20 protein-coding genes are annotated in these 26,004 nt (G+C 74.2%); 8 read left to right on the top strand and 12 right to left on the bottom strand.

Annotated features, from left to right (window positions below):
• Positions 1-130: 130 nt before the first annotated feature.
• Complete coding sequence (locus IE313_RS07705; RefSeq protein WP_189930181.1) at positions 131-598, bottom strand: RDD family protein; 468 nt, start codon at positions 596-598, stop codon at positions 131-133.
• Between the two features lie 222 nt (positions 599-820).
• Here IE313_RS07705 and glnA point away from each other — a divergent pair, with 222 nt between their 5' ends.
• Positions 821-2,230: a type I glutamate--ammonia ligase gene (gene glnA / locus IE313_RS07710; protein ID WP_189930182.1), complete on the top strand. Its 1,410-nt coding sequence runs from the start codon at positions 821-823 to the stop codon at positions 2,228-2,230.
• A 129-nt stretch (positions 2,231-2,359) separates the two neighbouring features.
• Here the strand turns inward: glnA and IE313_RS07715 are convergent, their stop codons facing one another.
• The 4 genes from IE313_RS07715 to IE313_RS07730 form a co-directional block, all read right to left on the bottom strand.
• Positions 2,360-3,019, bottom strand: a complete 660-nt coding sequence (locus IE313_RS07715) for a DUF2231 domain-containing protein (protein WP_229924446.1) — start codon at positions 3,017-3,019, stop codon at positions 2,360-2,362.
• A 109-nt stretch (positions 3,020-3,128) separates the two neighbouring features.
• Entirely contained in the window at positions 3,129-3,629 is a 501-nt protein-coding gene (locus IE313_RS07720; RefSeq protein WP_189930183.1) for a potassium channel family protein, read from the bottom strand.
• Between the two features lie 372 nt (positions 3,630-4,001).
• Positions 4,002-4,253, bottom strand: a complete 252-nt coding sequence (locus IE313_RS07725) for a WhiB family transcriptional regulator (protein WP_189930288.1) — start codon at positions 4,251-4,253, stop codon at positions 4,002-4,004.
• Positions 4,254-4,624: 371 nt separating this feature from the next.
• Positions 4,625-5,755, bottom strand: coding sequence for a Gfo/Idh/MocA family protein (locus IE313_RS07730; protein WP_189930184.1), 1,131 nt, complete (start codon positions 5,753-5,755; stop codon positions 4,625-4,627).
• Positions 5,756-6,051: 296 nt separating this feature from the next.
• Between IE313_RS07730 and IE313_RS07735 the strand changes: the two genes are divergently transcribed.
• The gene (locus IE313_RS07735; protein ID WP_189930185.1) at positions 6,052-7,281 is read left to right on the top strand and encodes an ROK family transcriptional regulator; all 1,230 of its coding nucleotides are present in this window, start codon (positions 6,052-6,054) and stop codon (positions 7,279-7,281) included.
• Between the two features lie 268 nt (positions 7,282-7,549).
• Here the strand turns inward: IE313_RS07735 and IE313_RS07740 are convergent, their stop codons facing one another.
• The 5 genes from IE313_RS07740 to IE313_RS07760 form a co-directional block, all read right to left on the bottom strand.
• Positions 7,550-8,401, bottom strand: coding sequence for an arylamine N-acetyltransferase family protein (locus IE313_RS07740; RefSeq protein WP_189930186.1), 852 nt, complete (start codon positions 8,399-8,401; stop codon positions 7,550-7,552).
• Positions 8,402-8,506: 105 nt separating this feature from the next.
• A complete protein-coding gene (locus tag IE313_RS07745) occupies positions 8,507-9,907 on the bottom strand; it encodes an RbtT/DalT/CsbX family MFS transporter (protein WP_189930187.1) in 1,401 nt (466 codons plus the stop codon).
• 274 nt (positions 9,908-10,181) lie between these two features.
• Complete coding sequence (locus tag IE313_RS35015) at positions 10,182-10,688, bottom strand: hypothetical protein (RefSeq protein WP_229924447.1); 507 nt, start codon at positions 10,686-10,688, stop codon at positions 10,182-10,184.
• 436 nt (positions 10,689-11,124) lie between these two features.
• Positions 11,125-12,225, bottom strand: a complete 1,101-nt coding sequence (locus tag IE313_RS07755; RefSeq protein ID WP_189930188.1) for a ParB/Srx family N-terminal domain-containing protein — start codon at positions 12,223-12,225, stop codon at positions 11,125-11,127.
• Between the two features lie 224 nt (positions 12,226-12,449).
• Positions 12,450-12,740 carry a hypothetical protein gene (locus tag IE313_RS07760; RefSeq protein ID WP_189930189.1) on the bottom strand — a complete coding sequence of 97 codons (291 nt, stop codon included), beginning with the start codon at positions 12,738-12,740 and terminating at the stop codon, positions 12,450-12,452.
• Between the two features lie 453 nt (positions 12,741-13,193).
• On the opposite strand from IE313_RS07760, the gene IE313_RS07765 reads away from it, so the two are divergent.
• From IE313_RS07765 to IE313_RS07790, 6 genes are all read left to right on the top strand, one after another.
• On the top strand, positions 13,194-13,799 hold the full coding sequence (locus IE313_RS07765) for a winged helix-turn-helix domain-containing protein (protein WP_189930190.1): 606 nt from the start codon (positions 13,194-13,196) through the stop codon (positions 13,797-13,799).
• Positions 13,800-13,922: 123 nt separating this feature from the next.
• A complete protein-coding gene (locus IE313_RS07770; protein ID WP_189930191.1) occupies positions 13,923-15,329 on the top strand; it encodes a sensor histidine kinase in 1,407 nt (468 codons plus the stop codon).
• Positions 15,314-15,964, top strand: coding sequence for a response regulator transcription factor (locus IE313_RS07775; RefSeq protein WP_189930192.1), 651 nt, complete (start codon positions 15,314-15,316; stop codon positions 15,962-15,964). The genes IE313_RS07770 and IE313_RS07775 overlap by 16 nt, the downstream gene beginning before the upstream one ends.
• A gap of 332 nt (positions 15,965-16,296) precedes the next feature.
• Entirely contained in the window at positions 16,297-19,524 is a 3,228-nt protein-coding gene (locus tag IE313_RS07780) for an alpha-N-acetylglucosaminidase (RefSeq protein WP_189930193.1), read from the top strand.
• A 68-nt stretch (positions 19,525-19,592) separates the two neighbouring features.
• On the top strand, positions 19,593-21,545 hold the full coding sequence (locus IE313_RS07785) for a hypothetical protein (RefSeq protein WP_308439148.1): 1,953 nt from the start codon (positions 19,593-19,595) through the stop codon (positions 21,543-21,545).
• 67 nt (positions 21,546-21,612) lie between these two features.
• The gene (locus tag IE313_RS07790; protein ID WP_189930194.1) at positions 21,613-22,317 is read left to right on the top strand and encodes a TetR/AcrR family transcriptional regulator; all 705 of its coding nucleotides are present in this window, start codon (positions 21,613-21,615) and stop codon (positions 22,315-22,317) included.
• A 52-nt stretch (positions 22,318-22,369) separates the two neighbouring features.
• On the opposite strand, the gene IE313_RS07795 is transcribed toward IE313_RS07790, so the two are convergent.
• Together IE313_RS07795 and IE313_RS07800 are read right to left on the bottom strand one after the other, a co-directional pair.
• Positions 22,370-23,752, bottom strand: coding sequence for an alpha-amylase (locus IE313_RS07795; protein WP_189930195.1), 1,383 nt, complete (start codon positions 23,750-23,752; stop codon positions 22,370-22,372).
• A 436-nt stretch (positions 23,753-24,188) separates the two neighbouring features.
• Positions 24,189-25,970: a glycoside hydrolase family 13 protein gene (locus tag IE313_RS07800; protein ID WP_189930196.1), complete on the bottom strand. Its 1,782-nt coding sequence runs from the start codon at positions 25,968-25,970 to the stop codon at positions 24,189-24,191.
• Positions 25,971-26,004 lie beyond the last annotated feature (34 nt).

The following is a 26,004-nucleotide window of genomic DNA, read 5'->3' on the forward strand; positions in this document are numbered from 1 at the left end:
CCGTACCGGGCGCGGGCTCGGATCCGTACCCGTACCGGGCGCGGCCTCAGTGCGCAACCGGCCTCAGCCCGTAGCCGTAGCCGTAGCCGCAGGGCGCGGGCTCGGTGCGTACCCCTACCGGGGCGCCGCCTCAGATCCGTACCTGGACCGCACGCGCCAGCCGGTCGTGCAGGCCGCGGGAGTCGCGGTCCCAGATCAGGGCCGGGACCGCGAGGCAGAGCAGTACGCTGCGCAGCAGCACGCGGAGGACACCGAGCCGGCCGCCGCCCTCGGCGACGACCCGCAGCCCGAGGACGCGCTTGCCGGGGGTGCTGCCGACCGTACCCACGGTGAGCAGGCTGAGCACGAAGAAGACGGCCAGGGTCCAGTTGCTCAGCGCCTGGCGGTCACCGTGTGCGAACAGGCCGTATGCGATCAGCATGCACAGGGCCCAGTCGACGGCGAGCGCGCCCACTCGCCGGCCGAGCGGTGCGATCGAGCCGGGCCCGTGCTCGGGCAGCCCGAGCCGCCTGCCCCGGTACCCGAACTCGACGCCCATGCCCTCGGCGGCCGCACGGGGTCCCGAGAGCCACGATCCCACTGCTCGCCTGTTGTCCACCCGACCACGGTACTGCCGCCGCGGAAACGCCCGGGCGCCAGGGTGCAAACCGGCCGCAGGCCGGGAAGGAGCATCCGGGGTGGTTAACTTCCGCGAAACAAATGGGTCACGCTTGAGAAATGCCCTGTCCTTATGGTCAGGTCCAGCGTGTGCCACCGCACTGGCCGCACGAAGGAGCGACAACCCCCGCCCCGCTTCCCGGGCCGGGATAGGAGGAGCTGGATGTTCCAGAACGCCGACGAGGCCAAGAAGTTCATCGCGGACGAGGAGGTCAAGTTCGTCGACGTCCGCTTCTGCGACCTGCCCGGTGTGATGCAGCACTTCACCGTGCCGGCGGAGGTGTTCGACCCCGCGGAGGAGCTTGCCTTCGACGGATCGTCGATCCGCGGCTTCCAGGCCATTCACGAGTCCGACATGGCCCTGCGCGCCGACCTCAGCACGGCGCGTGTCGACCCCTTCCGCGCCGACAAGACGCTGAACATCAACTTCTTCATCCACGACCCGATCACCGGCGAGCAGTACAGCCGTGACCCGCGGAACGTCGCCAAGAAGGCCGAGACCTACCTCGCCTCCACCGGGATCGCCGACACCGCCTACTTCGGTCCCGAGGCCGAGTTCTACATCTTCGACAGCGCCCGCTTCGCCACCCGGGAGAACGAGGCCTTCTACCACATCGACTCCGAGGCGGGCGCCTGGAACACCGGCGCGCTGGAGGACAACCGCGGCTACAAGGTCCGCTACAAGGGCGGCTACTTCCCCGTCCCGCCGGTCGACCACTTCGCCGACCTGCGCGCCGAGATCAGCCTGGAGCTGAACAGGGCCGGCCTGAACGTCGAGCGCCAGCACCACGAGGTCGGCACCGCGGGCCAGGCCGAGATCAACTACCGGTTCAACACGCTGCTGCACGCCGCCGACGACCTCCAGCTCTTCAAGTACATCGTGAAGAACGTCGCCTGGCGCAACGGCAAGACCGCGACCTTCATGCCCAAGCCGATCTTCGGCGACAACGGCTCCGGCATGCACGTCCACCAGTCGCTGTGGCTGGCCGGCGAGCCCCTCTTCTACGACGAGCAGGGCTACGCGGGCCTCTCGGACACCGCGCGCTACTACATCGGCGGCATCCTCAAGCACGCTCCGTCGCTGCTGGCCTTCACCAACCCGACGGTGAACTCCTACCACCGCCTGGTCCCCGGCTTCGAGGCCCCGGTCAACCTGGTGTACTCGCAGCGCAACCGCTCCGCCGCGATCCGCATCCCGATCACCGGTGCCAACCCCAAGGCCAAGCGCCTGGAGTTCCGCGCCCCGGACTCCTCCGGCAACCCGTACCTGGCGTTCGCCGCGCTGGTGCTGGCCGGTATCGACGGCATCAAGAACAAGGTCGAGCCCGCCGAGCCGGTCGACAAGGACCTCTACGAGCTGGCCCCCGAGGAGCACGCCGCGGTCCCCCAGGTCCCCACCTCGCTGCCCGCCGTCCTCGACTCGCTCGAGGCCGACCACGAGTTCCTGCTCCAGGGCGACGTCTTCACGCCGGACCTCATCGAGACGTGGATCGACTACAAGCGCACCAACGAGATCGCGCCCCTGCAGTTGCGTCCGCACCCGCACGAGTTCGAGCTGTACTTCGACGTGTGATCCGCGGGAGCCGGCCGGCTGTGCGGAGCCCGGGAAGCGGGCCGCGGGCCGGTTCCAGGAGGTGACGTCGGGCGCGCAGTGGCGTCGCGCCCGCGGTGAGGGCCGCCATCCGAGCACGGGTGGCGGCCCTCACCCGTCGTGCGGGGCCCCGCGCCCGGACACCGCACCCGGGCCCGTTCGCCCGTCCCCGGCCGCGCCACCGGCACCACGCGCGTCACCCGCATCACCCGCGCCGCCCGTCCCGCCGGAGCCCGACACCACTCCCTGCCAGGCCGCCTCCGCGCCCGAGTCGCCGACCCGGTAGACCTGGGCCACCGAGCCGGCCGCCGCGGCGAAGGCGAGAACGGCGACGAGTACGCGCAGGACGCGCGGGCGCAGGGGGAGCGAGGGCCACAGGTGGGCGGGGAGCCGCCGCTCCGGGCCGCCCTCCGCCGCGGTCGTGCGGCGTGTCTCCGCCACCGTCTCCCTGCGGGTCACCCACCACACCGCCGCCGACACCGCCAGCACCGACACCACCCACGGCAGCAGCCCGTCGCCGAGGTCGGCGTGCCTGTTCACCGGCGGGGTGTGGCCGATGCGGTCCCGCAGCCACTCACCGGCGTTGGTGGTGAACGGCACGAACGCCAGGGTCACCAGGGCGAGCAGCGGCAGGACGAGCCCGAGCCGCCTGGCGCCCTGCGGCCACACCGCGCACACCACCAGCGCGAGCGCGGTGAGCGGTACGAGGACGACGACGAAGTGGACGAGCAGGACATGGGTCGGCAGGCCGTCGAAGACGGTGAGACTCATACGGCGATCCTCCTGGGGACAGGTTCTCCCTGTGGGGGCGGCGGAAGACGGTGCCGGGCGCGGCCCGGCGGATGCGGGGCCGTACCTGCCCGGCGTCGCATCGCGGTCCCTACCGTGTGCGCCCGGTGGGACCGGGCGCCCTGAGCAGTTCCTCCACGTGGTCGAACCGGTCGTGCAGGGAGTGGAGTTCGTGGACCGCCTTCGACTCCGCCCCGTGTTCGAGGCGGTCCGCCTCGGCGGCCATCCTGCGCATGTCGCCGGCGGCGCGGTCCACGAACCAGGTAGCGATGGCCGCCGTGACGATGCTGAACGCGGCGATGCCGACCAGCATCATCAGCGCGGCGATCACCCGGCCGCCCGCCGTGACGGGGAAGAAGTCGCCGTATCCGACGGTGGTGGCGGTCTCGATCGACCACCACAGCGCGCGGGGGAAGGTGGTGAGAGTGGCGCGTGGCGCGCCCTCCTCCACGGGCACGATCGCCCAGGACCCCGCCAGCAGGAACAGGGCCGTGAAACCGGTGGCCCACGCCGCGGCCCGCACATGGCGGCTGCCGCCCCGTGCGGATCTCAGCAGCCGTCTGAGCACGTACAGGAAGGAGGACGGCGGCATGGCGCACCTCGGTCAGGATGGGCGTTTCATTCCCTTTACCCGGGCTTACCCGGGCACGGTACCGCGCCGAACCGGGCCATCCCGTACGACGACACTCAGACGACTCCCGGGTGAGGGCCCACCGCGGGCCCGCCGGCAGCCCACCGGGCTGAGATGGTCCGCGCCGGCACGCAGGGGGCGGCTCACCGGCTCCGGCCGCCGGCGCGGGTGGACCGGTGCCCCGGGCGCCGCTGCCCCAGCACCTGCGCCGCGGGAGCAGGTGCCGCAAGGGCTCGCGCCCTCAGGAGCCCGCGCCTCAAAGAGCCGCACCCCCAGGAGCCCGCGCCCGAAAGAGCCGTGCCCCAGGAGTCCTCACCCCCAGGAGCCCGCGCCTCAGGAGCCGGTGCGCTGTCGGCGGCGGTTGCGGCGGGCCAGCCGGTCGCGCTCGACCTCGTCGAGGCCGCCCCAGATGCCGTACCGCTGGCCCGACTCCAGCGCGAAGCGCAGGCACGCCTCGGCGACCGGGCACCTCCCGCACACCGCCTTCGCCTCCTGGGCCTGCTGCAGTGCGGAGCCCCGGGTACCGATCGGAAAGAAGAACTCGGTGTCCTCGTCCCGGCATGCGGCGTACTGCCGCCAGTCCATGATGGTCACTCCGTCCACGGTCGAGTGGGCACCGGACCGTGTGTCCGGTACCGCTGATACGTCCTCGTGGTCTGGTGGCCGGGATCCCGGGATCGAAACCGGGGGATGCGGGGTTGTGGCGTCAGAGGGGCTTGATCCGGCCATGGGCGGGGCGGGTCGGGCCGGTTCGCCGCCCACCGGACGGCCGTCCGCAACAACGGTGGGCGGCAGCCCGCGGCACTTCGAGCGGCACTCCTGGAGGGCGGCGCCACCCGGCCGGCCGGTGCGGCCGGCCCGACCGCCACGCTGCCGCGGGCGGCGACCGCACGGGCCCGTCACCGCGGGTGGCCAGGTCGGCGACGACTGTGGCGGGGGTGTCCGCGCGTGTCGCGTCAGAACGTCGTCGTCAGCTCGACGAAGCGCTGCTCACGTGCCGACGTCGCGACGCCGATCATTATCTCCAGGGCGTGCCTGGCGTGCTCGGCGGTGAGGACGGGCGGGGCCCCGTCCAGGACGACGTCCGCGAGATGGCCGACCAGCAGTGCACGGCCGTAGGTGTCGCTGCGGGTGTTCCTGGCGAGCGGCGCGGTGGGCTGCACCCAGCCGTCGACGCCGTCGGCGATGTCGGTCCGGTACAGCTCCAGGTCGGGCCCGCCGGGCCTGAAGAGGTTCAGCACGCCGCGGCGGCCGAAGACCTCCACCTTGGGGCTCTTCGCCGCCAGCACGTTGAAGGTGCCGTCCACGACGGCGAAGGTCGACTCGCCGAAGTCCAGCATGAAGAGGCAGTTGTCCTCGGCGGTCACCGGCATCTCCAGGCCGCGGAAGGGCCCGCCGCGCACCACCCGGGTCGGCTCGGTGATCCCGGCGAAGGCCGCCACGCGCTTGGCGGGGCCGAGGAGGCCGGTGATCTCGTGGATGCCGTAGACGCCCATGTCCAGCAGCGGGCCCGAACCCTGCTGGTAGAACCAGGTCGGGTCCGAGGGCCAGCCGTTCGGGCCGCCGCCGGGTCCGGCGTGCGAGCTGCGCACGCGGGCGAAGGCGACCTTGCCGACCGCGCCCTCCCGGACCAGGCGTGCCGCGCGCTCGTAGGGCTCGTGGAGCAGGTCGGGCGGTGCGCACACGATCGTCAGACCGCGCTCGCCGGCCAGCTCGATCAGGGCGTCGGCCTCCGCCATGGTGGTGGCCAGCGGCTTCTCGCTGGCCAGGTGCTTGCCGCTGTCCAGGATGCGCCGCGAGGTGGCGGCGTGCACCGGGATGGGCGTGAGGTTGACGACGGCGTCGAGCTCGGACTTCTCCAGCATGTCGTCGAGGCAGGAGTACGCGGCCGGGATGCCGAACCGGTCGGCGACCGCGCGGGCCTGCTCGTGGGCCACGTCCGCGATCGCGGTGACCGCGACCCGGGACGAGAGGTGGTGGATGTTCGGCAGTACTCCGTACGACGCCGTGGCGATGCCACCGCTGCCGAGTATCCCGACGCGCAGCGGGGCCTTGGGCGCGCCCGGGGTGGGCTGGGTGTCCGTCATTGTCTGCTTGTCTCCCGCCGTCGCGGCCATGACGAAGTGTCACGGGGAAGTGTTACTGGCATGACGAAGTATTACTGGTAAGTTTCTTTCCAGATAGTACAGGCGACCCCGTCATGCACACCAGACCCCCAGCCCGGCGGCCACCCCTCCTCCACCCCACATCTCCAAGCCCCCTGGCGCCCACCCAGAACCACCCAGCCGCCGGGCGACGGACACATCACGCCACCCGTCCCACTTCAGTAAAGAATCTTTCTGGTACGTTCCCGGAACGCACCGGCCGAGCAGGGAAGGGCACCATGGCTGTCAGGGGAACCCCGTCGTGGCTCGGGGACCAGAACGCGGCGAGGGCGCTGCGGCTGCTGCTCGACCACGGCCCGCTGAGCCGCAACGCCCTCGGCGAACTCTCCGGCCTCTCCAGGCCGACCGCGGCGCAGATGATCTCCAGACTTGAGGAGAAGGGCCTGATCGAGGCGGTCGGCGAGGCGTCGGCGGGCCGCGGGCCGAGCGCCGTCCTCTACGACGTCCGCAACGACCTGGCCTACGGGGTGGCCGTCGACATGGACCAGGACGGGGTGCGCTCCACCCTGGTCGACCTGCGCGGCACCTCGTACCCGGTGGTCACGGAGGAGGCGTCGGGGACGGCCGGACGGCGCAGTGCCGCCCGGAACGCGGCGGGCGCGGTGCTGGGCGCCTGCTCCTCGGCGGGCGTCGACGTCGCGGGCGTCCGGCACGTCTGCGTCGGGGTGCCGAGCGGTGCGGGCCCCCGCTCGGGGGAGCCGAGTCCGGTGGCGGCGCTGCCCGGCTGGTCGCGCAGGAGCATCCGGCAGCAGTTGGAGGGGGCGCTGGGCTGCGCGGTCCAGGTCGACAGCGACGTGAACCTCGCCGCGGTCGCGGAGCGGGGCACGGGGGCCGTCGGACCCGACGCGACGTTCGCGCTGCTCTGGGTGGGCTACGGCATCGGCCTCGCGGTGGACGTCGCGGGGACGGTGCTGCGCGGCGCGTCCGGCGGCGCCGGCGGGCTCGGCAACCTCCCGGTGCCCGGCGGTGCCCTCGATCCCGGTTCCCTCGGCCCCGGCGCCGCCGCGACCGACCTCGAAGGGCTGCTCGGCGCGCCGGCACTGGACAGGATCGGGCGCGCGGCGGGCTGCGGCGAGCACACCTTCGAGGAGGCCCTGCGCGGCGCTGCGCTGCCCGCCCGGGTGGTGGAGGCGTTCGCGCCGCGGCTGGCGCAGGGCGTCATCCCGGTGCTGGGCGTGATCGACCCGGAGGCGGTGGTCCTGGGCGGCCCGGTGGGCCGGGCCGGCGGTACCCGGCTCGCCGAGCTGACCCGTACCGCCGTCCGCAGCAGCACGCGCTGGAACCCGGACATCCTGGTGAGCCGGGTGGCGGACGATCCGGTGCTGGCGGGCGCGCGGGCCGTGCTCGGCGGCCGGCTGCGCCAGGACCTCGCCTTGCGGGCCGGCTCCACCGTGTCCGACGAGGACCGGTCGAGGATCGTCGCGGCCAACCTCCGCGGCATCAGTTGAGGTCGACGGCGGCCGGACGGACACGAGCGGTCCGGCGGTCCGGCAGTCCGGCGGTCCGGCAGTCCGGCAGCACGGCAGTCCGGCAGCACGGCAGTCCGGCAGCACGGCAGCACGGCAGTCCGGCAGTCCGGCAGTCCGGCAGTCCGGCAGCACGGCAGTCCGGCAGCCCGGTGCCCCGGCGGACGCCCACGCCGTGGCCGCACGCTTCCACCGGGTGAGGTCGCGCCCGGCGGGGGTGCGGCGGCCGGCCCCCGCCCGGGCCCGCCCCTCAGCCGGCGGGCTCCGCGGGCCGGACGGCGGCGGTGAGGTCCTCCGGTGCGGTGATGCCGAACTCCTCGTGCAGGACCCGGTGCAACTCGTCCCGCCCCAGGACCTCCCGCACCGTGCCGGACGCCCCGGGGGGCGTGCGGGTGAGGGTCGTACCGTTCAGGACGGCCACCGACCCGTCGGGGCCCGTGCGGCAGATGCGCAGGCGGCTGCGGAAGGGCGACCTGGGGTGGGTGGCGATGTGCCAGTTGACGACCTCGATGTCGGACCTCTCGAAGGGCTCCTCCGTGAAGACGTACTGGGTCTCCCAGCCGGCCGCGCCGCGGGCGTCGAGGGCCCACAGGTCCAAGGGGCCCGTGCCCCGGGTGCGGGTCAGGCGGTGGCTGCGGCCGGCTGCCGTCCGCACGGCGTCCGCGACGAACGGGAGGGGTTCGACGAGGGCGCCCGGCGCACCGAAGCCGACATCCGCCAGGTGGCGTCGCCGGTCGCCCGGCACGTCGACGAGGAGCGCCATGTGGGTGCGCGGCCGCGTCTCGTGGCGTTCGGCGCCGACGACCACGCGCGCGGTCAGGCGCCGCACGCCGAAGCCGAGCGCCCCCAACGCGGCGCCGAGCAGGGTGTTGTGCTCGTAGCAGTAGCCGCCGCGGCCCGAGTGGACGAGCTTGGCCAGCAGGTCGGCCTCGGCCAGCGAGGGCACCCTGCCGAGCACGGGGTCGATGTTCTCGAAGGGGATCGCCGTGAGGTGGGCCCGATGCACCTCCCGAAGGGACGTCACATCCGCAGCGGGGCGGCCGGTGACGCCGATGCGGTGGAGGTAGGCATCGAGGTCGAAGCCGGGGTCGCCGTTCGCCATGCGTGGTCCTGATCGTGTGCGGGGGCGGGTGCCGCCCATGGTCCACCAGGGGCCGGTCCGGCCGTCGCCCGGGGGTGTCCGCGCCGGCCGGGCGCGGTGCCGGTGTCAGGCGGCGCTCCCGGAGACCGCCGCGCCCGGTGCCGCGGCCCGCCGCCGCTCCCCCGGGTCGCTGGCGTCCTTCAGCCGCGTCGACACCACCGCCACGGCCAGGTACAGCACGCTGAAGACGACGGTCACCCCGCCACCGCCGATGACCGGGTGGAAGACGGTGACCAGCGCGGGTCCGACGAACGCCGCACCGCCCGCACCGAAGTTGAGGACCGCGAGCGCGGCCCCCTTGTCCTTGTGGCGCACCATGGACGGCATCAGGGCGGACAGCGGGACGAAGCCGGCGAGCAGGACGCAGTAGACACAGCCGAGGACGACCGTGACGGCGAAGCTCTCGCTGGCCAGCGAGGCGAAGTACCACAGCGGGGTGGCGACGGCGCAGCCGACGCAGCCGAAGACGGTGACGGTGCGGCGCCAGCCGAAGCGGTCGCCGAACACGCCGAAGGCGAGGTTGGCCGCGATGTTCGCGCCGTACATGATCGCCGTGAGCGTGGAGATCTGGGCGGCGGTGAGGAAGCCGTCGTGGTGGTGCGCGGTGCCGAAGGTGAACGGCAGCATGGCGAAGAAGCCGAACTCGGGTGCCGTGTTGACGATGCGCACCACGGCTCCGGCCAGGGTGCGCTTGTCGCGCCAGAGGATGTCCACGCCCTCGGCGAGCCTGCGGTAGCTGCGCGGGCGGGCCATCCCGGGGTCGGCGATGGGCCGCAGTCCCTGGGGCTCGCGGACCGCGAACGACCCGATGGCGCCGCCCACCGCCACCAGGACGAGGGAGAGCACCAGGGTGGCGTACAGGCTCATGCCGAGCGGACCGATGGCGAGGGCGGCGATACCGGCGCCGAGGGTGGGCAGGCCGCCGGTGAAGGCGAACCAGAACCAGCCCGCCACCGAACCGCGCATCCGCTCCGGGCTGACCGTCTGGGCCCACACCAGGAACGCGAAGGCGAACAGCGGGTAGGCGAAGCCCCGCACGCCGTAGACGGTGGCGATGAAGGCCAGGCTGTGGCTGGGGACGGCGAGGAAGAGGAAGACCGCCTCGAAGACGACCCACCATCCCGCGCCCAGCCACATCACGCGCCGCGGCCCCCAGATCGCGGACAGGGTGCCCGAGAACCAGGAGGCGATCATCACCGCGATGCCGTAGGCGGTCACGGTGGCGAAGGATGCCTGGTCGTCGGCGAGGCCGCCGCCGTCCGGGCGTTGCAGGTAGTCGGTGAGGTAGCTGATCTCGACGCCGTCGCCGACCATGTAGACGAAGACGGCGACGAATCCCCACAGCAGGGGGCGCGGAATGCCGACGCGCTCGACTCCGCGCAGCGGGGCGGCGGTCGACGGCCCCCGGTACGGGCCTGCCTGGGCGGGTGTGCCACCTCCGGCGGCGGGGGTCTTCGGCTCGTTCATGGCTCTCTCCTCGGCGGAGTACGGCTCTTTCCCGGGGCGCCGGTGGGGCGGGGCGCGGTCGCCCGGGGAACTGGCTGGTACACCCGCCTGCGAGATGTACCGCAGGCAGCCTTGATGGGGATGACCATAGAGGGCGTGTTTTTCACATGCAATACGTGAGGAGGGGACACCACGTGCCACGTGCGTGTCCACCGCCTCGCAGGACCGTGCGGGGCGGTGAGGGCGCTCGGTACTCACATGACTTGCGTTACGTTCACGCCGGAACTGTCGGGAGTTAACACCGCCCGGCGAAGCGGGCGAGAGCGGTCAGCGTGGGCCGGATGTTGCGCACCGCGGACAGCCGCCCGAGGGGACGGGTGACAGCACGCCGCGGTAGAAGCCGCGGCCGCGCGGCGGGCGCGGTGCGCGCACCTCGGCGATGCCCGGGTGGGCGGCGCGGATCCCGCGCAGCCCGCCGGCGTCCAGGCCCCAGGGCGTCGGGGGTGTGGTGCAGCCCTGCGGTACGCATCGCGCCGCTCAGGGTGCGGGCGCTGCACCATTTCGGGACCGCCTCGAAGACCAGCGCCCCGCCGGGGAAGCGCTCGGCGCAGCCGGCGATCAACCGGTGCGCCTCCGCGGGCTCCAGGCACATCAGCAGCCCCTGGGCCGTGATGAGTACGTTCTTGCCGGGGCCGACGGCGTCCTGCCAGGTCAGGTCGAGCGCGGGCTGCGCGAGGGTGGTGCGCCGCTGCTCGTCCTGCAGCAGTGCCGTGCGCAGGTCGGCGACCTCGGGCAGCTCCACGCCCAGCCGGCGCGCCCGTCCGTTGTCCGCCCGCCAGAACTGGGTCTCCAGCCCCTCGGCGAGGTCGACCGCGGTGCCTTGCGGGCGCCTTTGCGAGGAAGTCGCGCACCGCGGCGTCGAAGGTGCGCACGCGCAGTGCCTGGGCCTGGGTGAGCAGCGGGTCGGGCGGGCCGAAGGTCGCCGCGAAGGGGTGGCCGAGGTCGCCGACCCGCCCGACCGGTTCCACCGCCTTGGGGTCGTCGAGGACCGTACGCGGCGAACGGGCCTCGAACGCCCGCCGGGAGAGGTTCCACAGCAGGGTCTCGGACACCCCGCCCAGGGTGATCCGCCGCCCGTTCCCGTCCGCCGCGTCCATACCGCCGCCCCCGTGCCGCCGCTGCCCGTGTGCCGGTGCCCGCCCGAGGACATGCAGCACCGGGCGCGGCGCGGGGCCGTGCTACAGGCGGCTGCGGTAGTCCAGTGCGTAGGCCAGCTTGCCGGGCTCGTCGTCGGACAGCGGCTTGCCCAGCTTGTCGAACTCGCCGTCGTCCGCGTCCTCGCCGCCGTTCCAGTCGTCGAGCCTGCCGAGGTCCTCGGCGGTGCGGCCGTCGGCGATGACGGTGTCCTCGTCCGTGTCGGTCATCGCCTCGGAGGCGTCCCGCACCGCGTCGAGGTACGACGCCCGGTCGGTGAGGTCGTAGTCGTCGAGGTCCACCTGGCCGCGCAGCCAGCTACCCCACAGGAACTCCAGGAACTCGGCGGCGTCGTCGGGGGCGGTGTAGCCGATGTCGCGGGTGAAGTACACGAGGCTGCGGTACCGGTCGTCGTGGAAGCCGGCCAGGCCCAGGTGCTGCGGGAGCTGGGCGGGCGTGATGGGGTTGTCGTTCTCGTCGCGCAGCCAGACCCAGTCGTGGTCCTGCATGGCGGCCCAGAACTGGTCCTGGGTGAGGGAGCTGAGGTTCGCGGCCACCTTCAGCCGGATGTGCATGCCGGGTCCGCCGTCGGGCGTTTCGAGGAACGACGTCAGCGAGTGGTGGCCGTCGGTGAGGTACAGCGCGCCGCCGGGGCCTATGACGACGGTCTTCATCGCGGCGAGGGTGTCGTCGCTCTCCTGCCCGACCGGCACCTCGCAGGTGAAGCTGGCCGGGTCGGCCAGGGTCGCCCCGGACGGCACCTTGTCGGCCTTGTCCTGGCCGTTCGTCTCGCAGTAGTCGTCGAAGCGCTTGTTGACGTCGCCGTTCTGCTCGTCCTTGTCGCTGCCGTAACGGTCGAGCTTGTAGTAGATCTGGTCGAAGCCCAACGTCGACTGGGTGGGGTGCAGTTCGCCGAGCGTGGCGTCGACGAGGTCGCCCGCCGCACACAGCCGTGCGCCCGCGCCGTCCGTGCAGGCGCTCGTGCGGCCGCTCGCCGCGGCGGCGCCCGGGGTGGACGTGCCGCCGAGCACCAGCGCGCCCGCGGCCAGCGGACCGGCGAGGCGCAGGGCGCGGCGGTAGGTGCGGGGGCGGGGGGTCCTGGACGCCTCGGGGGTCTGCTCGCTCGTCCGGGCCGTACGGGTCATCCGGGTCTCCTGGAGGTGGGGGGTCGCGGCGCCCCTGCCCGGGGCGCCGTACACGGGCGCCCGCAGAATTACCCGCGCGCACGGGGCGCGCGGTGGCGCCGGGGCGTCGCTCCGGGAGCGTACCGGTGAACTTCGCGTGCCGACCCCGTGGCGGAGGCGGGTAGCGGTGAAGGCCGGGTGCCGCTCGCGGGCACGAGCGGCACCCGGCCTTCGGGGTGCTCCGGTCAGCGGCTGTAGCGCATCAGCGCACGCACCATGTGGCAGGTGGTGTCCGACGGCGGGTGGACGCCGATCCGGGCGGCGATGGTGCGGATACGGGTGTTGTGGGCCTGGCCGGGCACGTGGACGCCGGAGTCGAGCAGCGCGATGGCCAGGCGCATCGCCTTCAGGCGCCGGTTGTGGGTGATGTACCACTCGCGGGGGCGGCCCGCGGGCAGCGGCTTCTTCCTCAGCGGTGTGTACGGCAGGTCGAAGAGGGTGGGCACGGACGTGGCTGCGGCAGCGGGCACAGACATCCTCCTGTCGCCATCAAGGGCTCCGCCATTCGATCGGAACCCCTCGAACACTCCCCCAATTCTACTGCCGAGCACTGACAAAAGCCGCTGGCCACAAGGGGAGTTGTACAGTTCCCCGCCGTTCGAACACAGAGGTTCGGGCGACGCCTTGCCTCAAGGGGTGCGTATCAGTGGGTGACGAGACGCCGTATCGAGGTGTGAGACCTTGGGCGGGCTCCCTGATGCTCCCGGACGTCATCTGATTCAATGGGCGCATGACAGGCTTCCGGGACACCACGGCGGGTCGCGACGACCTGGAGCCCTTCTGGCCGTCCCGTCAGGACCACGACTTCGACCGGGTGTGTTGCCGCGCGTGGAACGCGCGGGCCCTCTAAAGCCGTTCACCCCCGGCCTTCGGCCAGCGCGCACGACGTATGTCCTTCGACGACCTCTCGCGCGAAAGAGCTGACCTCCATGGCACACACCCGCACCTTCTCCAGCGCCGTCCCGTCCTCTCCCGCCGCTCCTGCCACGTCCAACTCCGCACGTCACCGGCTTCGAGCCGTCGACAGGGACGAGGTCGTGGACGTCACCGACTTCCTGCCCCCGGGCGCCACCTGGCTGCCCGCCCCGCCGCACACCCTGCCGGCCCTGCCCGGCCGGCCCCCCATGGTCGGCTACCTGGTGCTCGTGCCCGCCGACCAGCACCCCGCACTGCCCGGCCCGACCACCGCCGTACCCGCCGCGGGCGAGCCCGCGGGCGACACCGGCACCGGCGGCGCGGGCGACGCGCTCGTGCGCATCGACCCCGTGCGGCGCACCGCCGACGTCGAAGGCCGCGCCCTTGACCTCACCTACCTGGAGTTCGAGCTCCTCGCCCATCTGGTGGCGCACCCGCACCGGGTGCACACCCGCGACCAGTTGGTCACCACCGTCTGGGGCTACGGCCACGTCGGCGACGGGCGCACGGTCGACGTCCACATCGCCCGTCTGCGCCGCAAGCTGGGCGCCGAGCACCGCCGGGTGATCCAGACGGTGCGGCGGGTGGGCTACAAGTACGTGCCGCCGGGGGCCCGCTGACCGTGCCGGCCGCGGGCCCGGTGGCGCGCCGCGGGCGGCCGGGCCGGGGGTGGTGCCGGATACACCCCGGGCGGGGGGCCGGAACCCAGTGACCGCCGCGTGGGCCTCGGCAACACTGGGGCCATGGACACACCAAGCAGCCCGGGCCCGGGCCGGGGCGCCGGGCGGAGCGGTCCGGGCGCCGGTACCACGGCAGCCGCCGCCTTCGCGGCCCGGCGGAACACCCCGCGCGGCGCGGGCCGCGACGGGCGGCGGGCGGGGCTCGCGGTACGGGCCGGGGACGCCGGCCTCGCCGCGGTACGCGGACTCGTGCTGGCGCTGTCCTCGCTCGCCGGCTCGCTCATGTTGTCCGTGCTCGTGGTCCTCTCCCTCGTGATGATCCCGGTCGGCGGCGTGGGCCTGCTCACCACACCGGCCGTGCTGCGCCTGGTGCGGCTGCACGCCGATCGGCGGCGGCGGCTGGCGGCCGCCTGGGCCGGGATACGCGTCGAGGCGCCGTACGAGCCCCTTCCCGACGGGGTGCCGCCCGGTGTCGCGGGCCGGGTGCGGCGCTGCCTGCTGCTGCTGCGCTCCCCCGCGACCTGGCGCGACCTGGCGTGGCTGCTGGCCGACATGACGGGCGGGGCGCTGCTCGCGGTCCTCGCCCCCGGCCTGGTGGCGGAGGGCGGCTTCGGGATCCTGCTGGCGCTCGGGCTCTGGCAGCCAGTCGTGTCCGCCGCCGGGGGCTGGTGGTACGCGTTCGTCCCGGTCACCGGCTGGTTCACGGCCTTCCTCGCCGGACTGCTCGGCTGCGTGTGGCTGCTGGTCGCGCTGTTCGCCGGCCCGCTGCTGGTGGACGGGCACTTCCGGCTCGGCCGGGTGCTGCTGGACCGCGGCCGGGCGGCCGCGCTCGCCCGGCGCGTCGACCGGCTCACCGCCACCCGCCACGACGCCGTCGACACCTCCGCCGCGGAACTGCGCCGCATCGAACGCGACCTGCACGACGGCGCGCAGGCCCGGCTGGTCGCCATGGGCATGGACCTGGGCGTGGCCGAGGCGATGATCGACGAGGACCCGGTGAAGGCCCGGGAGTTGCTGGGACAGGCCCGCAGGTCGTCCGCGCAGGCGCTGACCGAACTGCGCGACCTGGTGCGCGGCATCCATCCGCCGGTGCTCGCCGAGCGCGGCCTCGGGGACGCGGTGCGCGCGCTGGCCCTGCGGCTGCCGCTCCCGGTCGACGTGGACGTGGAACTGCCCGGCCGCCTCGCGGAACCGGTGGAGGCAGCGGCGTACTTCGCCGTCAGCGAGGTGCTCACCAACGCCGTCAAGCACGCTCGGGCGGAGCGGATACGGGTGGACGTGCACCACGCGGGCGGCGCCCTGCGGATCGCGGTCGCCGACGACGGCACCGGCGGCGCGGTCGTCGGCGCCGGCTCAGGGCTGGCCGGGGTGGAGCGCAGGCTCGGTACATTCGACGGCGTCCTCGCCGTCAGCAGCCCTGCGGGCGGCCCCACCGTGGTCACCATGGAGATCCCTTGCGCGTCGTCATAGCCGAAGACCTCTTCCTGCTGCGCGACGGCCTGGTGCGCATGCTCCGCGCGTACGGCTTCGAGGTGGCCGCGGCGGTCGAGAGCGGCCCCGAACTCGGCCGGGCCCTGGCCGAGCTGCGGCCGGACGTGGCCGTGGTCGACGTCCGGCTGCCGCCGTCGCACACCGACGAGGGCCTGCAGTGCGCCCTCGCCGCCCGCCGGGACCGCCCGGGCATGCCGGTGCTCGTCCTCTCGCAGCACGTGGAGCAGTTGTACGCGCGCGAGCTGCTGGCGGACGGCGACGGCGGTGTCGGCTATCTGCTGAAGGACCGGGTCCTCGACGCCGAGCAGTTCGTCGACGCCGTCCACCGGGTGGCCGCGGGCGGCACGGCGATGGACCCCCAGGTGATCTCGCAGCTACTGGCCCGGCGCTCCGTGGAGCGGCCGCTCGCCGCGCTGACACCGCGCGAGCTGGAGGTGCTGGAGCTGATGGCCGAGGGCCGGTCCAAAACGGCGATCGCCGCGCAGCTCGTCGTCACGGAGCGGGCGATCGCGAAGCACACCTCGAACATCTTCGCCAAGCTGGGCCTCGAGGTGTCGGACGACGACAACCGGCGCGTGCTCGCGGTGCTCGCCTATCTGGACCGGGAGCGCTGACCGGACCCGGGAACGCCCGAGGGACACGGACGGCATGGCCCCTGCGGGGGACACGGGAGGGACGGCCCCCTGACGGGGACTCGGGCGGCACGGGCGCCGCGGTGCACCGGCCTGCCCGGGCGGCGGGGGCTGCCGGGGCCCGCCGGGGGCTGTCGGGGTGACAGTCACGGCGCGTCGGGCTCCGGCGCGGCGCCCGCGTGTCGCACCGCACATCCCTTGTGGCGAAAGGGGACCCCCGCCCCCCAAGGCCCCGTTGCCACCGCCCGGCCCGGTCATTACGGTGCGCTCAGCATCACATGCTGTCACCGGATCATCACAGTGGGGGCTCACTCATGGCCGCTTGCTCGGGTTCGCCGCTGCCGCCGGACGCACGGGCCGCCTCGGTCCCTCCGGTGCCGCCCGGCGCACCGCCGGCGCCGGACGCGCCGCTGCCGTCGCGGCGTGCGCTGCTGTCGGCCGCCGGCGCGCTCGGCACCGGCGCCGCGCTCGTCCCCCTGCCGAGTGCGGCGGCCACCGGGGCGCCCGCCGCCCCCGGCGGCACCCCGGCCCCCTTCGCCACCGCGCCCGCCTCCGACGCCCTGCACCGCCTGCTGCCCGCGCACGCCGACCAGTTCCAGTTGCGCGCCGTCCCGGCGGCACACGGCACCGAGCGCTTCCGCGTCACCGGCACCCGGGGCCGCGTCAGGGTCGAGGGCACCAGCGCGGCCGTCCAGCTCACCGGCGTGCACTGGTACCTGAAGTACGTCTGCGGGGCGCACCTGACCTGGAACGGCAGCCAACTCGACCTGCCCGCCCTGCTGCCCGCGCCCGCCCGGCCGCTGGAGCGCACCACCTCCCTGCCGCACCGCTTCGTGCTCAACGACACCAACGACGGCTACACCGCCCCGGGCGCCGACTGGCCGTACTGGGAGCGCATGATCGACGTCCTGGCGCTGCACGGCTGCAACGAGGTCATGGTCGTCGCGGGCACCGAGGCCGTCTACCACCGCACCCTGCTGGACTTCGGCTACCGCGACGCGGAGGCCCGCGCCTGGCTGCCCGCGCCGTCGCACCAGCCGTGGTGGCTGCTGCAGAACCTGTCCGGATACGGCGGCCCGCTGTCCGCCGAACTGCTCGCGGCGCGGGCCCTGCTGGGGCGCCGGATCGCGGACCGGCTGCGGGAGCTGGGCATGGCCCCGGTACTGCCCGGCTACTACGGGCACGTGCCCGGCGGCTTCGTCGAGCGCAACGGCGGCGACGCGCACGTCGTCCCGCAGGGCACCTGGCACGGCTTCGACCGGCCCGACTGGCTCGACCCGCGCACCGACGCCTTCGCCCGGGTCGCCGCCGCCTTCTACCGGCACCAGCAGGACGTGTTCGGCCCGGCCCGGCACTTCAAGATGGACCTGCTGCACGAGGGCGGCACCGCAGGGGACGTGCCCGTGCCCGACGCGGCGCGCGGGGTCGAGCGCGCGCTGCGGGCCGCGCACCCGGACGCGACCTGGGTGATCCTCGGCTGGGAGGCGAATCCGCTGCCCGCGCTGCTCGACGCCGTCGACAGGGAGCGGATGCTGATCGTGGACGGCGTCTCGGACCGCTACACCGGCGTCACCGACCGCGAGAAGGACTGGGGCGGCACGCCGTACGCGTTCGGCACCATCCCCAACTTCGGCGGGCGCACCACCCTCGGCGCCCGGACGCACATCTGGGCGCGGAAGTACTTCGCCTGGCGCGACAAGCCGGACAGCGCGCTCGCCGGTACGGCCTACCTCCCGGAGGCCACCGACCGCGACCCTGCGGCCTTCGAACTCTTCTCCGAGCTGGCCTGGACGGACACCGGACCGGACGAGGAGGCGCGCGCCGCCTGGTTCGCCGGGTACGCCGACTTCCGTTACGGGGCGCGCGACGAGGGCGCACGCGCCGCCTGGCGGGCGCTGTACGACACCGCCTACCAGCAGCGGGCCGTGCAGCGCAGCGACCCGCACGACTCGCTGTTCGCCGCCCGCCCCGACCTCGCGGCCACGCGGGCCTCCGTGTACGCGCCGAGCGCCCTCACCTACGACCCGGGCAGGTTCGACGCGGCGCTCAGCGGTCTGCTGGCGGTCGGCGAGCCGCTGCGCCACAGCGCCGCCTACGGCCACGACCTGGCCGACGTGGCCCGCCAGGCGCTCGAACACCGCGGCCGCCAGTACCTGCCGCTGCTGAAGGCCGCCTACGACCGCGGTGACCGGACCGCCTTCCGGACGCTCGGCTCGCTCTGGCTGACGCTGATGCGGCTCGTGGACGACGTGGCGGGCAGCCACCGGGCGTTCCTGCTCGGCCCGTGGCTGCGCGACGCACGGCGGCTCGGGACGAACGACGCGGAGCGCGCCGAGTTCGAACGCACCGCGAGGGTGCTGCTCACCGTCTGGGGCGGCCGTGCCACCTCCGACCCGGGCGTGCTGCACGACTACGCCAACCGCACCTGGCACGGCCTGGTCGCCGACTTCTACCTGCCGCGCTGGCGCAGGTGGCTGGACGAGCTGGAGGACGCGCTCGCACAGGACCGCGCCCCCGCGGCCGTGGACTGGTTCGCGTTCGAGGAGCCCTGGACCCGGGAGCGCAAGGACTACCCGCTGCGGCCGGTCGCCGACCCGTACCGCACGGCCCGCCGGGTCCACGACGTCCTCGCCGCCGCCCCCCACCAGGGCACCCTCACGCTGACCGCCGAGCCGCCGGCGCTGCCGCCGGGCGGGCGCGGGCGCCTGACGGCCCTGTTCACCAACGTCAACGGGCTGCGGGCCACCGGGCAGGTCGACTTCGCGCTGGACGGCGTCGACGCCGTGCCGGAGTCCGGCACCTCGCTGCACGGCGTGCCGCCCGCGGGCAGCGGCACGCTCTCCTGGCGCGCCGCCGCACCCGCCGCGCCGCTCGACCGCCCGCTGCGGCCGCTGCCGTACACGCTCGCGGTCACCTACGGGCCCGAGGGCGCGGACCGGGTGACCGACACCCACCGGGGCACGCTCCACGAGGCGGGGCCGCTCGGCACCGGGTGGCGCACGGTGAGCACCAACGCCGCGGTGTTCGGGCAGCTCGGCGAACGGTACGCGATCGAGGGAGCGGGCGCCGACCTGTGGAAGGGCACCGGCGAGTTCGGCGCGCTCTACCGCGAAGGCGTCCTGGCGGACGGCGTCTCGCTGGTGCTCGCGGTGGACTCCCAGGCGGCCACGGGCCCCTGGGCACGGGCCGGCATCATCGTCCGCAACTCCCTGGCGACCGCCGGCTCGGCCGGCTTCCTCAACCTCGCCGTCACCCCCGCAGGCGGCGTCGTCCTCTCCTACGACTCCACCGGCGACGGCACCCTGGACGCCTACCGCCGCCTCACCGGCGTCGTGGCCCCGGTCGTGCTGCGCCTCACCCGCACCGGCGCCTCCTGCACCGGCGCCTGCTCCGCGGACGGGGGCGCCACCTGGCGCACCCTCGCCACCGTCACACCGCCGGGCGCTGGAGCGGCCCAGGACGCGGGCATCTTCATGACCGCGGCGAACGGCGGGAACGGGGCGCGGGGACTGGTGGAGTTCAGCGGCTGGCGCACCGCGTAGGACGGCCGCGCCCCGGTCTCGGCCGCGGCCCGGGTGACCAACGGGGGCCCCGGCTCGTTCTGCTGGACGTGCACCCACCGGACGCCGCCCCCCGCCCCGACGCGGAGCAGGCCGACCACGCGCTCATGGAGCACTACCCGCGGCTGGCCCGGCTGGCCTACCTGCTGCTGCCTCCGGCGCTCGGGGACGTCCGCAGAACCCGCGCCGCCCATGCGCTCGTCCAGCAGGCCCTGCCCCGCACCCCCGCCCCGGACGACCTGCCGCCGCTGCCTGCCCAGCGCCCGGCTGCCGGGCAGGAGGTCTGCGGCCCGGCTGCCGGGCAGGAGCCCTGCGGCGGCGCCGCGGACCACGCGGGCTACGCCGGCGTCCGGCTCCGGCTGGTGCGCGCCGCGCTGCGCACCGGTCCCGGGCGCGGGTTCGCGCCGCGTCCGGCCTGGGTACCGCTGCTGCCGCTGCTCTGGGGGCTGCGCCTGGCCCCGCGCCGTGGCGAGGGTGCCGAACTCGCCCTCGACGAACGGCTCTCCCGAGCCCCGGCAGCGGCCCGCGCCGTCTGTGTCCTGCGCGCCCTGGAACGCCTGACGGAGCAGGAGGCGGGCGCCGTCCTGGCCGCCGCCGGGGTCGGGGACCCGCAGGGCGCCCTCGCCGCGGCGGCCGAGCTGCCCGGCCCCGACGAGCCGGCCGCCGCACTGCTGCGCTCCCCCGCCTTCGACCCCTGCACCCTGCGCGCGCGGCCCACGGACCTGCCCCGGCGCAGGCAGCACCTCAAGGCGGTGCTGGTCGCGACCGCCGCCGCACTGGTCTGCTGCGCCCTGCTCGGGCCCCCGGGGCGGGGCCCGGGCCCGGACGGCGCGGCCGCTCCCCCGTACGCGGCGAACCCCGCCGCCCGGGCCGCCCTGGACCCCGCTCTGCTGACCCGGGCGGCCCCGGGGGCCTGGCGGGCGTCCCTGCGGACCGACTACTCGGCGTGGCCCGCGCGCGGGGCCCTCACCGGCGACCGGAGGCTGCTGCGCCGGGCGCTCGCGGTGTGGGCGCGGCCCGGGCCCCGGGTGCGGGTGTCGGCCACGCCCGGCACCCCCGCCGGTGCCCCGCCCGGCCCGGCCCAACTGCTCTACGCGGGCGTGGTGAACGCCTCCCGTGTGGTGCTGCTGCACGACGGGCTGCGGATCGCCCGGTACGCCGAGCCCGCCGGGGGTGGGGACGGCGCCGTGCTGGAGTTGGCCCGGGTGGACGGGGCGCGCGGCGCGGAGGCGGCGGCGCTGGTGGTCGACCGGGTGGACGGCAACGTCCGCTATCTGACGGCGCCGTGGGTGCGCGGGGCCGCCGTGCGCGACCTGCTGCGGCCGGCCCTCGAAGCGGCCGCGCTGCGCCGCTCGGGCGACGGTGTCACGGAACCGGTGCCCGGGCCCGACGGCAGTGTCGCCTGCCGGTCCTGGGGGGCCCTTCAGGTGCGCACGGCCGGTGCCACCCGGCTGCTCGCCGACCTCGGCGAGCTCGCCCCCGCACACCTGACCGCGGGACGCCCCGGCGCACCGCACGAGGCGACGGGTCCCGCCGCGCTGGCGGACTGGGCGCACGCGGGCTGCTCGCTCAGCGCACTGCGCGCGCGGGGCGTACGGTCCGTGAACTCCTGGCGGTACGCCGGGCAGCCGCTGCCGGAGGCGGCAGGCACCGCCGCCTGGCTGTGCACCAGGGCGGAGACCTGGCGGGGGGCGGGCAGCCGCGTGCAGGCGCGGTTCTGGGCACCGGGCCGGGCGGCGGGCACCCCGGTGGCGCAGGCGCAGGACTCGCCGGCCTGCGGGGCCGCACGACCGCGGCTGCTCGCCGGGGTGCTGTGGCGCTCGCCGTCGGGCGGCTGGTACGTACTGGCCGCGGGCAGCCGCGAGCTGGCCTCCGTCACCGCCTCGGGCCCGGTGCGCGGCAGCGGCAGCGGGCCCCTGCTCGCGCTGCCCGCCGCCAGGGGCGCGCGCCCGGAGTTGAGGGGGCGGCTGGCGGACGGGACGCCGGTCGCGCCGCTGGGTTGAGTACCGGTACGCCATCGGACCCGATGGCCGGGACCGATCGGCCGAATATGCTCGGTAAGGTGTTCGTATGACGACCGGGGTGCGACGCAGGATGGGAGTCGAGGAACGCCGGCGGCAGTTGATCGGGGTGGCCCTCGACCTGTTCTGCCGCCGTTCGCCCGAGGACGTCTCCATCGACGAGATAGCGGCCGCCGCGGGCATCTCGCGCCCGCTGGTGTACCACTACTTCCCGGGCAAACTGAGCCTGTACGAGGCGGCGTTGCAGCGTGCCGCGGACGATCTCGCCGAGCGGTTCGCGGAGCCCTGCCAAGGACCGCTGGGTGCGCGGCTGCTACGGATGACGGGGCGCTTCTTCGACTTCGTCGACGAGCACGGCCCCGGCTTCACCGCACTGATGCGGGGTGGTCCCGCCGGCTCCCCGGCGACCGGCGCACTGGCCGAATCTGTGCGGCAGGCGGCGTACGAGCAGATCCTGGCGCACCTGGGCACCGCCCAGCCGTCCGCGCGGCTGGAGCTCGTGGTGCGGTCCTGGGTCTCGCTGGCCGAGTCGACGGCCCTGCTGTGGCTGGACGGACGGCGCATCCCGCGGGGTGATCTGGAGCGGCAGCTCGTGCACGGCTTCGGGGCGCTGGTGGCGGTGGGCGCCGCCTACGACAAGGGGGACGAGGGGATGGCGGAGCTGTTCCACCGGCTGCTCACGGACGAGCCGGCGGACGGGCCGTTCGGCCAGGTGGCGGGCCGGCTGACGGCGCTGGTGCCGTCGGTGCCGTGAGTACGCCCGCACCCGCCCGCGGCGGCCCCGGGCGGGTGCGGGGAACGCGGGCTCAGCAGGACCGGGCCCCGGTGTGCACTGCGAGGGCCGTGTTGGCGGACAGCGTCGCCGTGAGGCGGCCCGAGGAGTCGACCGTCACCGGGCTGCCGTTCTGGACGTTGCAGTAGCCGCCGGCGGGCAGGGACGTCTGGAACGTACGGGTCAGCGGCGCCGACTCGTGGTTGATCGCCACGAAGCCCCTGCCGCCCCGGCCGAACGCGATCGCGTTGTTGCCGTTGTCCCACCAGTTGGTGACCGGCTCGTCCCCCACGGTGTTGCGGAAGGCGACCATGCTCTGGACCTCCGGCCAGTGGTGCTGGCACTTCCAGCCGTCCGCGTAGCAGGCGCGCACCGTGCCGCCGTTCGGCGGTCCCGCGTCGTTGTCACTGAACTCGTAGCCGGAGTGCACGTCGGGTGCCCCGTAGGGCCAGGCGAGCATGAAGACGTTCGCCAGGGTGTAGTTCGCGCCGTCCTTGTAGGTGAGCGTGGAGCCGTTCCGCTCGGTGTCCCAGTTGTCGACGAAGACGCCGGCCCGGCCACTGGGCAGATAGCCCCAGCCCTCCCCGAAGTTGTTCAGGTACGCCAGTTTCTCGCCGGTGAAGACGCGCTTGAGGTCGCGGCCGTAGCGGAACTCCTGGACGTCCCCGTTGGGCAGGTACTCGCCCGGCTGGACCGCCTCCCCGTCGCCGTAGATCACTTCCTGCTTGATGTAGACGTTCGGGTTGCTCAGCCGGGACTTGATGGCCCCGATGTCCTCGGTGGGGATGTGCTTGGCCCCGTCGATGCGGAAGCCGTCGACACCGAGCGAGAGGAGGTCGTCGAGGTACTGCGCCAGCCGGTCGCGCACATAGGGCTCGCCGGTGTCCAGGTCGGCCAGGCCCACCAGTTCGCAGTGCTGGACGTTGAAGCGGTCGGCGTAGTCGTCGACCGGGGACGTGCAGTCGTCCATGTCCTGGGGCTGGTAGATCCCCGGGTAGGTGTACTTGGTGTACGAGGAGCCGCCGGTGCCGGTGCCGGAGCCCGCGGACATGTGGTTCACCACGGCGTCCGCGACGACCTTCACACCCGCCGCGTGGCAGGTGTCGATCATGTTCTTGAAGGCGGTCCTGTCGCCCAGCCGCCCCGCGATCCGGTAGCTGACCGGCTGGTACGAGGTCCACCACTGGTTGCCCTGGATGTGCTCGGTGGCCGGGGACACCTCCACGTATCCGTAGCCGGCCGGGCCGAGGGTGCGGGTGCACTCCCCGGCGACCGAGGCGTACGTCCATTCGAAGAGCTCGGCGGTGACGTCCTTGGCCCCCGGCGGGGCCGCGTCGGCGGCGCCGGGCGGGACGAGGACCGCGGCCGCCGCGCCCGCCACGACGGCGAGCGCGGCTGCCAGGGATCTGCGGGCCATGGTTCCTCCTGCACGTGGGTGCGCGGACCGCACGGGATGCGTGCGGGTGAGGTGCGGGTGTGGGTGGGGCCAGACCGCAGGGACAACGCGCCATGCCCGTAAGGCCACTGAAGATTCTTGCAGCAAGCCGTCAACCGGCTGCCGCACCCGAGACCGTACGATCGTCGTACGGGCCGGTCAACCCTTGCGGCAAAGGGAGTTGAGGGGAAGTCGACTCGCTGCAAGGTCTTTCGCAACTGCTTTCAGCAGTGCTAACTTCTCCGCACTCCGATCCGGTCGGCCGGTGGTCCTGACTGCCCCACGGCAGGGCCTCACGCGCCCGGCCGGCCGGACCGGTGACGGGCCCGCGGACACGGCGCACGGACGCCCCGCGTCCGCGCGCCGCCGCCCTCAGGCGCCGGGCGCCGCCCCCGGTGCCGCTCGGCGGTGCCGCTCGTCAGTCGGTGGTCCACCAGGCCGTGGTGTCGCCGGGCAGCAGCGCCGTGCCGTCCTCGTACACGGTGATCCGGTCCGTCGAGCTGGACAGCATCAGGCGTCCGTGGGCGGGCACGCGGACCGGCGTAGCGGTGGTGTTCGCGGTGCACACGAAGCCCTGCCCGCCGCTTCGCCCGGGGGGTGTCCTGCGGTAGACGAGCGTGCCCCGCGGCCCTTGCAGCCACTCGACCGCGTCACCGGCGCCCAGCGCCGGATGCGCACGGCGGGCGGCGAGCGCGGCACGGTACAGCTCCAGCGTGGAGCCGGGCACCCCGGTCTGGGCCTGCACGCTGAGCTCACCCCAGCCGGACGGCTGCGGCAGCCAGGAACCGCCCTCGCCGAAGCCGTGCGAGGGCCCGTCCACGGCCCACGGGATCGGCACCCGGCAGCCGTCGCGGAAGCCGTCCTGGCCCGCCGCGCGGAAGAACGACGGGTCCTGCCGCACCTCGTCGGGCAGGTCCACGACGTCCGGAAGGCCCAGTTCCTCGCCCTGGTAGAGGTAGGCGGAGCCGGGCAGGGCGAGCATCAGCAGCGTCGCGGCGCGCGCCCTGCGCAGCCCGAGCGCCGGATCACCGGGGGTGCGAAGCTGGGTGCCGAGGCCGGGCGGGTTGGCGTAGCGGGTGGTGTGCCGGGTGACGTCGTGGTTGGAGAGCACCCAGGTCGCCGGTGCGCCGACGGGGCGCATGGCGTCCAGCGAGCGGTCGATGATCTCGCGCAGGTCCGCCGCGTCCCAGTAGGCGCTCAGGTACTGGAAGTTGAAGGCCTGGTGGAGTTCGTCGGGGCGTACGTAGTTGGCGGTGCGCTCGACGGTCGGCGTCCATGCCTCGGCGACGAAGACCTTCGCGCCCGTGCTCAGCCGCCGCCCCCGCGGGGAGGCCCCTTCCGGGCTCCGCTCCGCGTACTCGTCCAGGATGCGCCGCCAGGCGCGGTAGATCTCGTGGACGCCGTCCTGGTCGAAGAACGGCACGGTGTCGTTGCCGAGCAGCCTGAGCTGGTCGTGGGCGCCGAGGTCGGGCAGCCCGTCGGCCTTCACCAGGCCGTGGGCCACGTCGACGCGGAAGCCGTCCACGCCCATGTCCAGCCAGAACCGCAGGATGGAGCGGAACTCGTCGTGCACCGCCGGGTGGTCCCAGTTGAGGTCGGGCTGCTCGGGCGCGAAGAGGTGGAGGTACCACTCGCCGGGCGCCCCGTCCGGCTCGGTGACCCGGGTCCAGGCGGGACCGCCGAAGATGGACTCCCAGTCGTTCGGCGGCTGCTCGCCGTCCGCGCCCTTGCCCGGCCGGAAGTGGTAGCGCTCGCGCAGCGGCGATCCGGGGCCCTGGGCGAGGGCGCGCCTGAACCACTCGTGCCGGTCGGAGGAGTGGTTGGGCACGAGGTCGACGATGATGCGCAGGCCGAGGTCGTGGGCGTCGCGGATCACCGCGTCGGCGTCGAGCAGGGTGCCGAACATGGGGTCCACCGCGCGGTAGTCGGCGACGTCGTAGCCGGCGTCGGCCTGCGGCGAGGCGTAGAAGGGACTGAGCCACACCGCGTCGACGCCCAGCTCGCGCAGGTACGGGAGCCGGGAGCGTACCCCTTCGAGGTCGCCCATTCCGTCGGCGTTGCTGTCGGCGAAGCTGCGGGGGTAGACCTGGTAGATCACCGCGTCGCGCCACCAGTCGCGGTGCGTCGCGGCGGCGGGTGCGGTGGCGGCGGTGTGCGGCTGGTCGGCAGTGTGCTGCGGGTCGGCGGTGTGCTGACTCATGGCTTCCTTGGCGTCCGGTGGTGCTGCGTCGGAT

The organism is Streptomyces sulfonofaciens, from assembly GCF_014656295.1.
Taxonomy (GTDB): domain Bacteria; phylum Actinomycetota; class Actinomycetes; order Streptomycetales; family Streptomycetaceae; genus Streptomyces; species Streptomyces sulfonofaciens.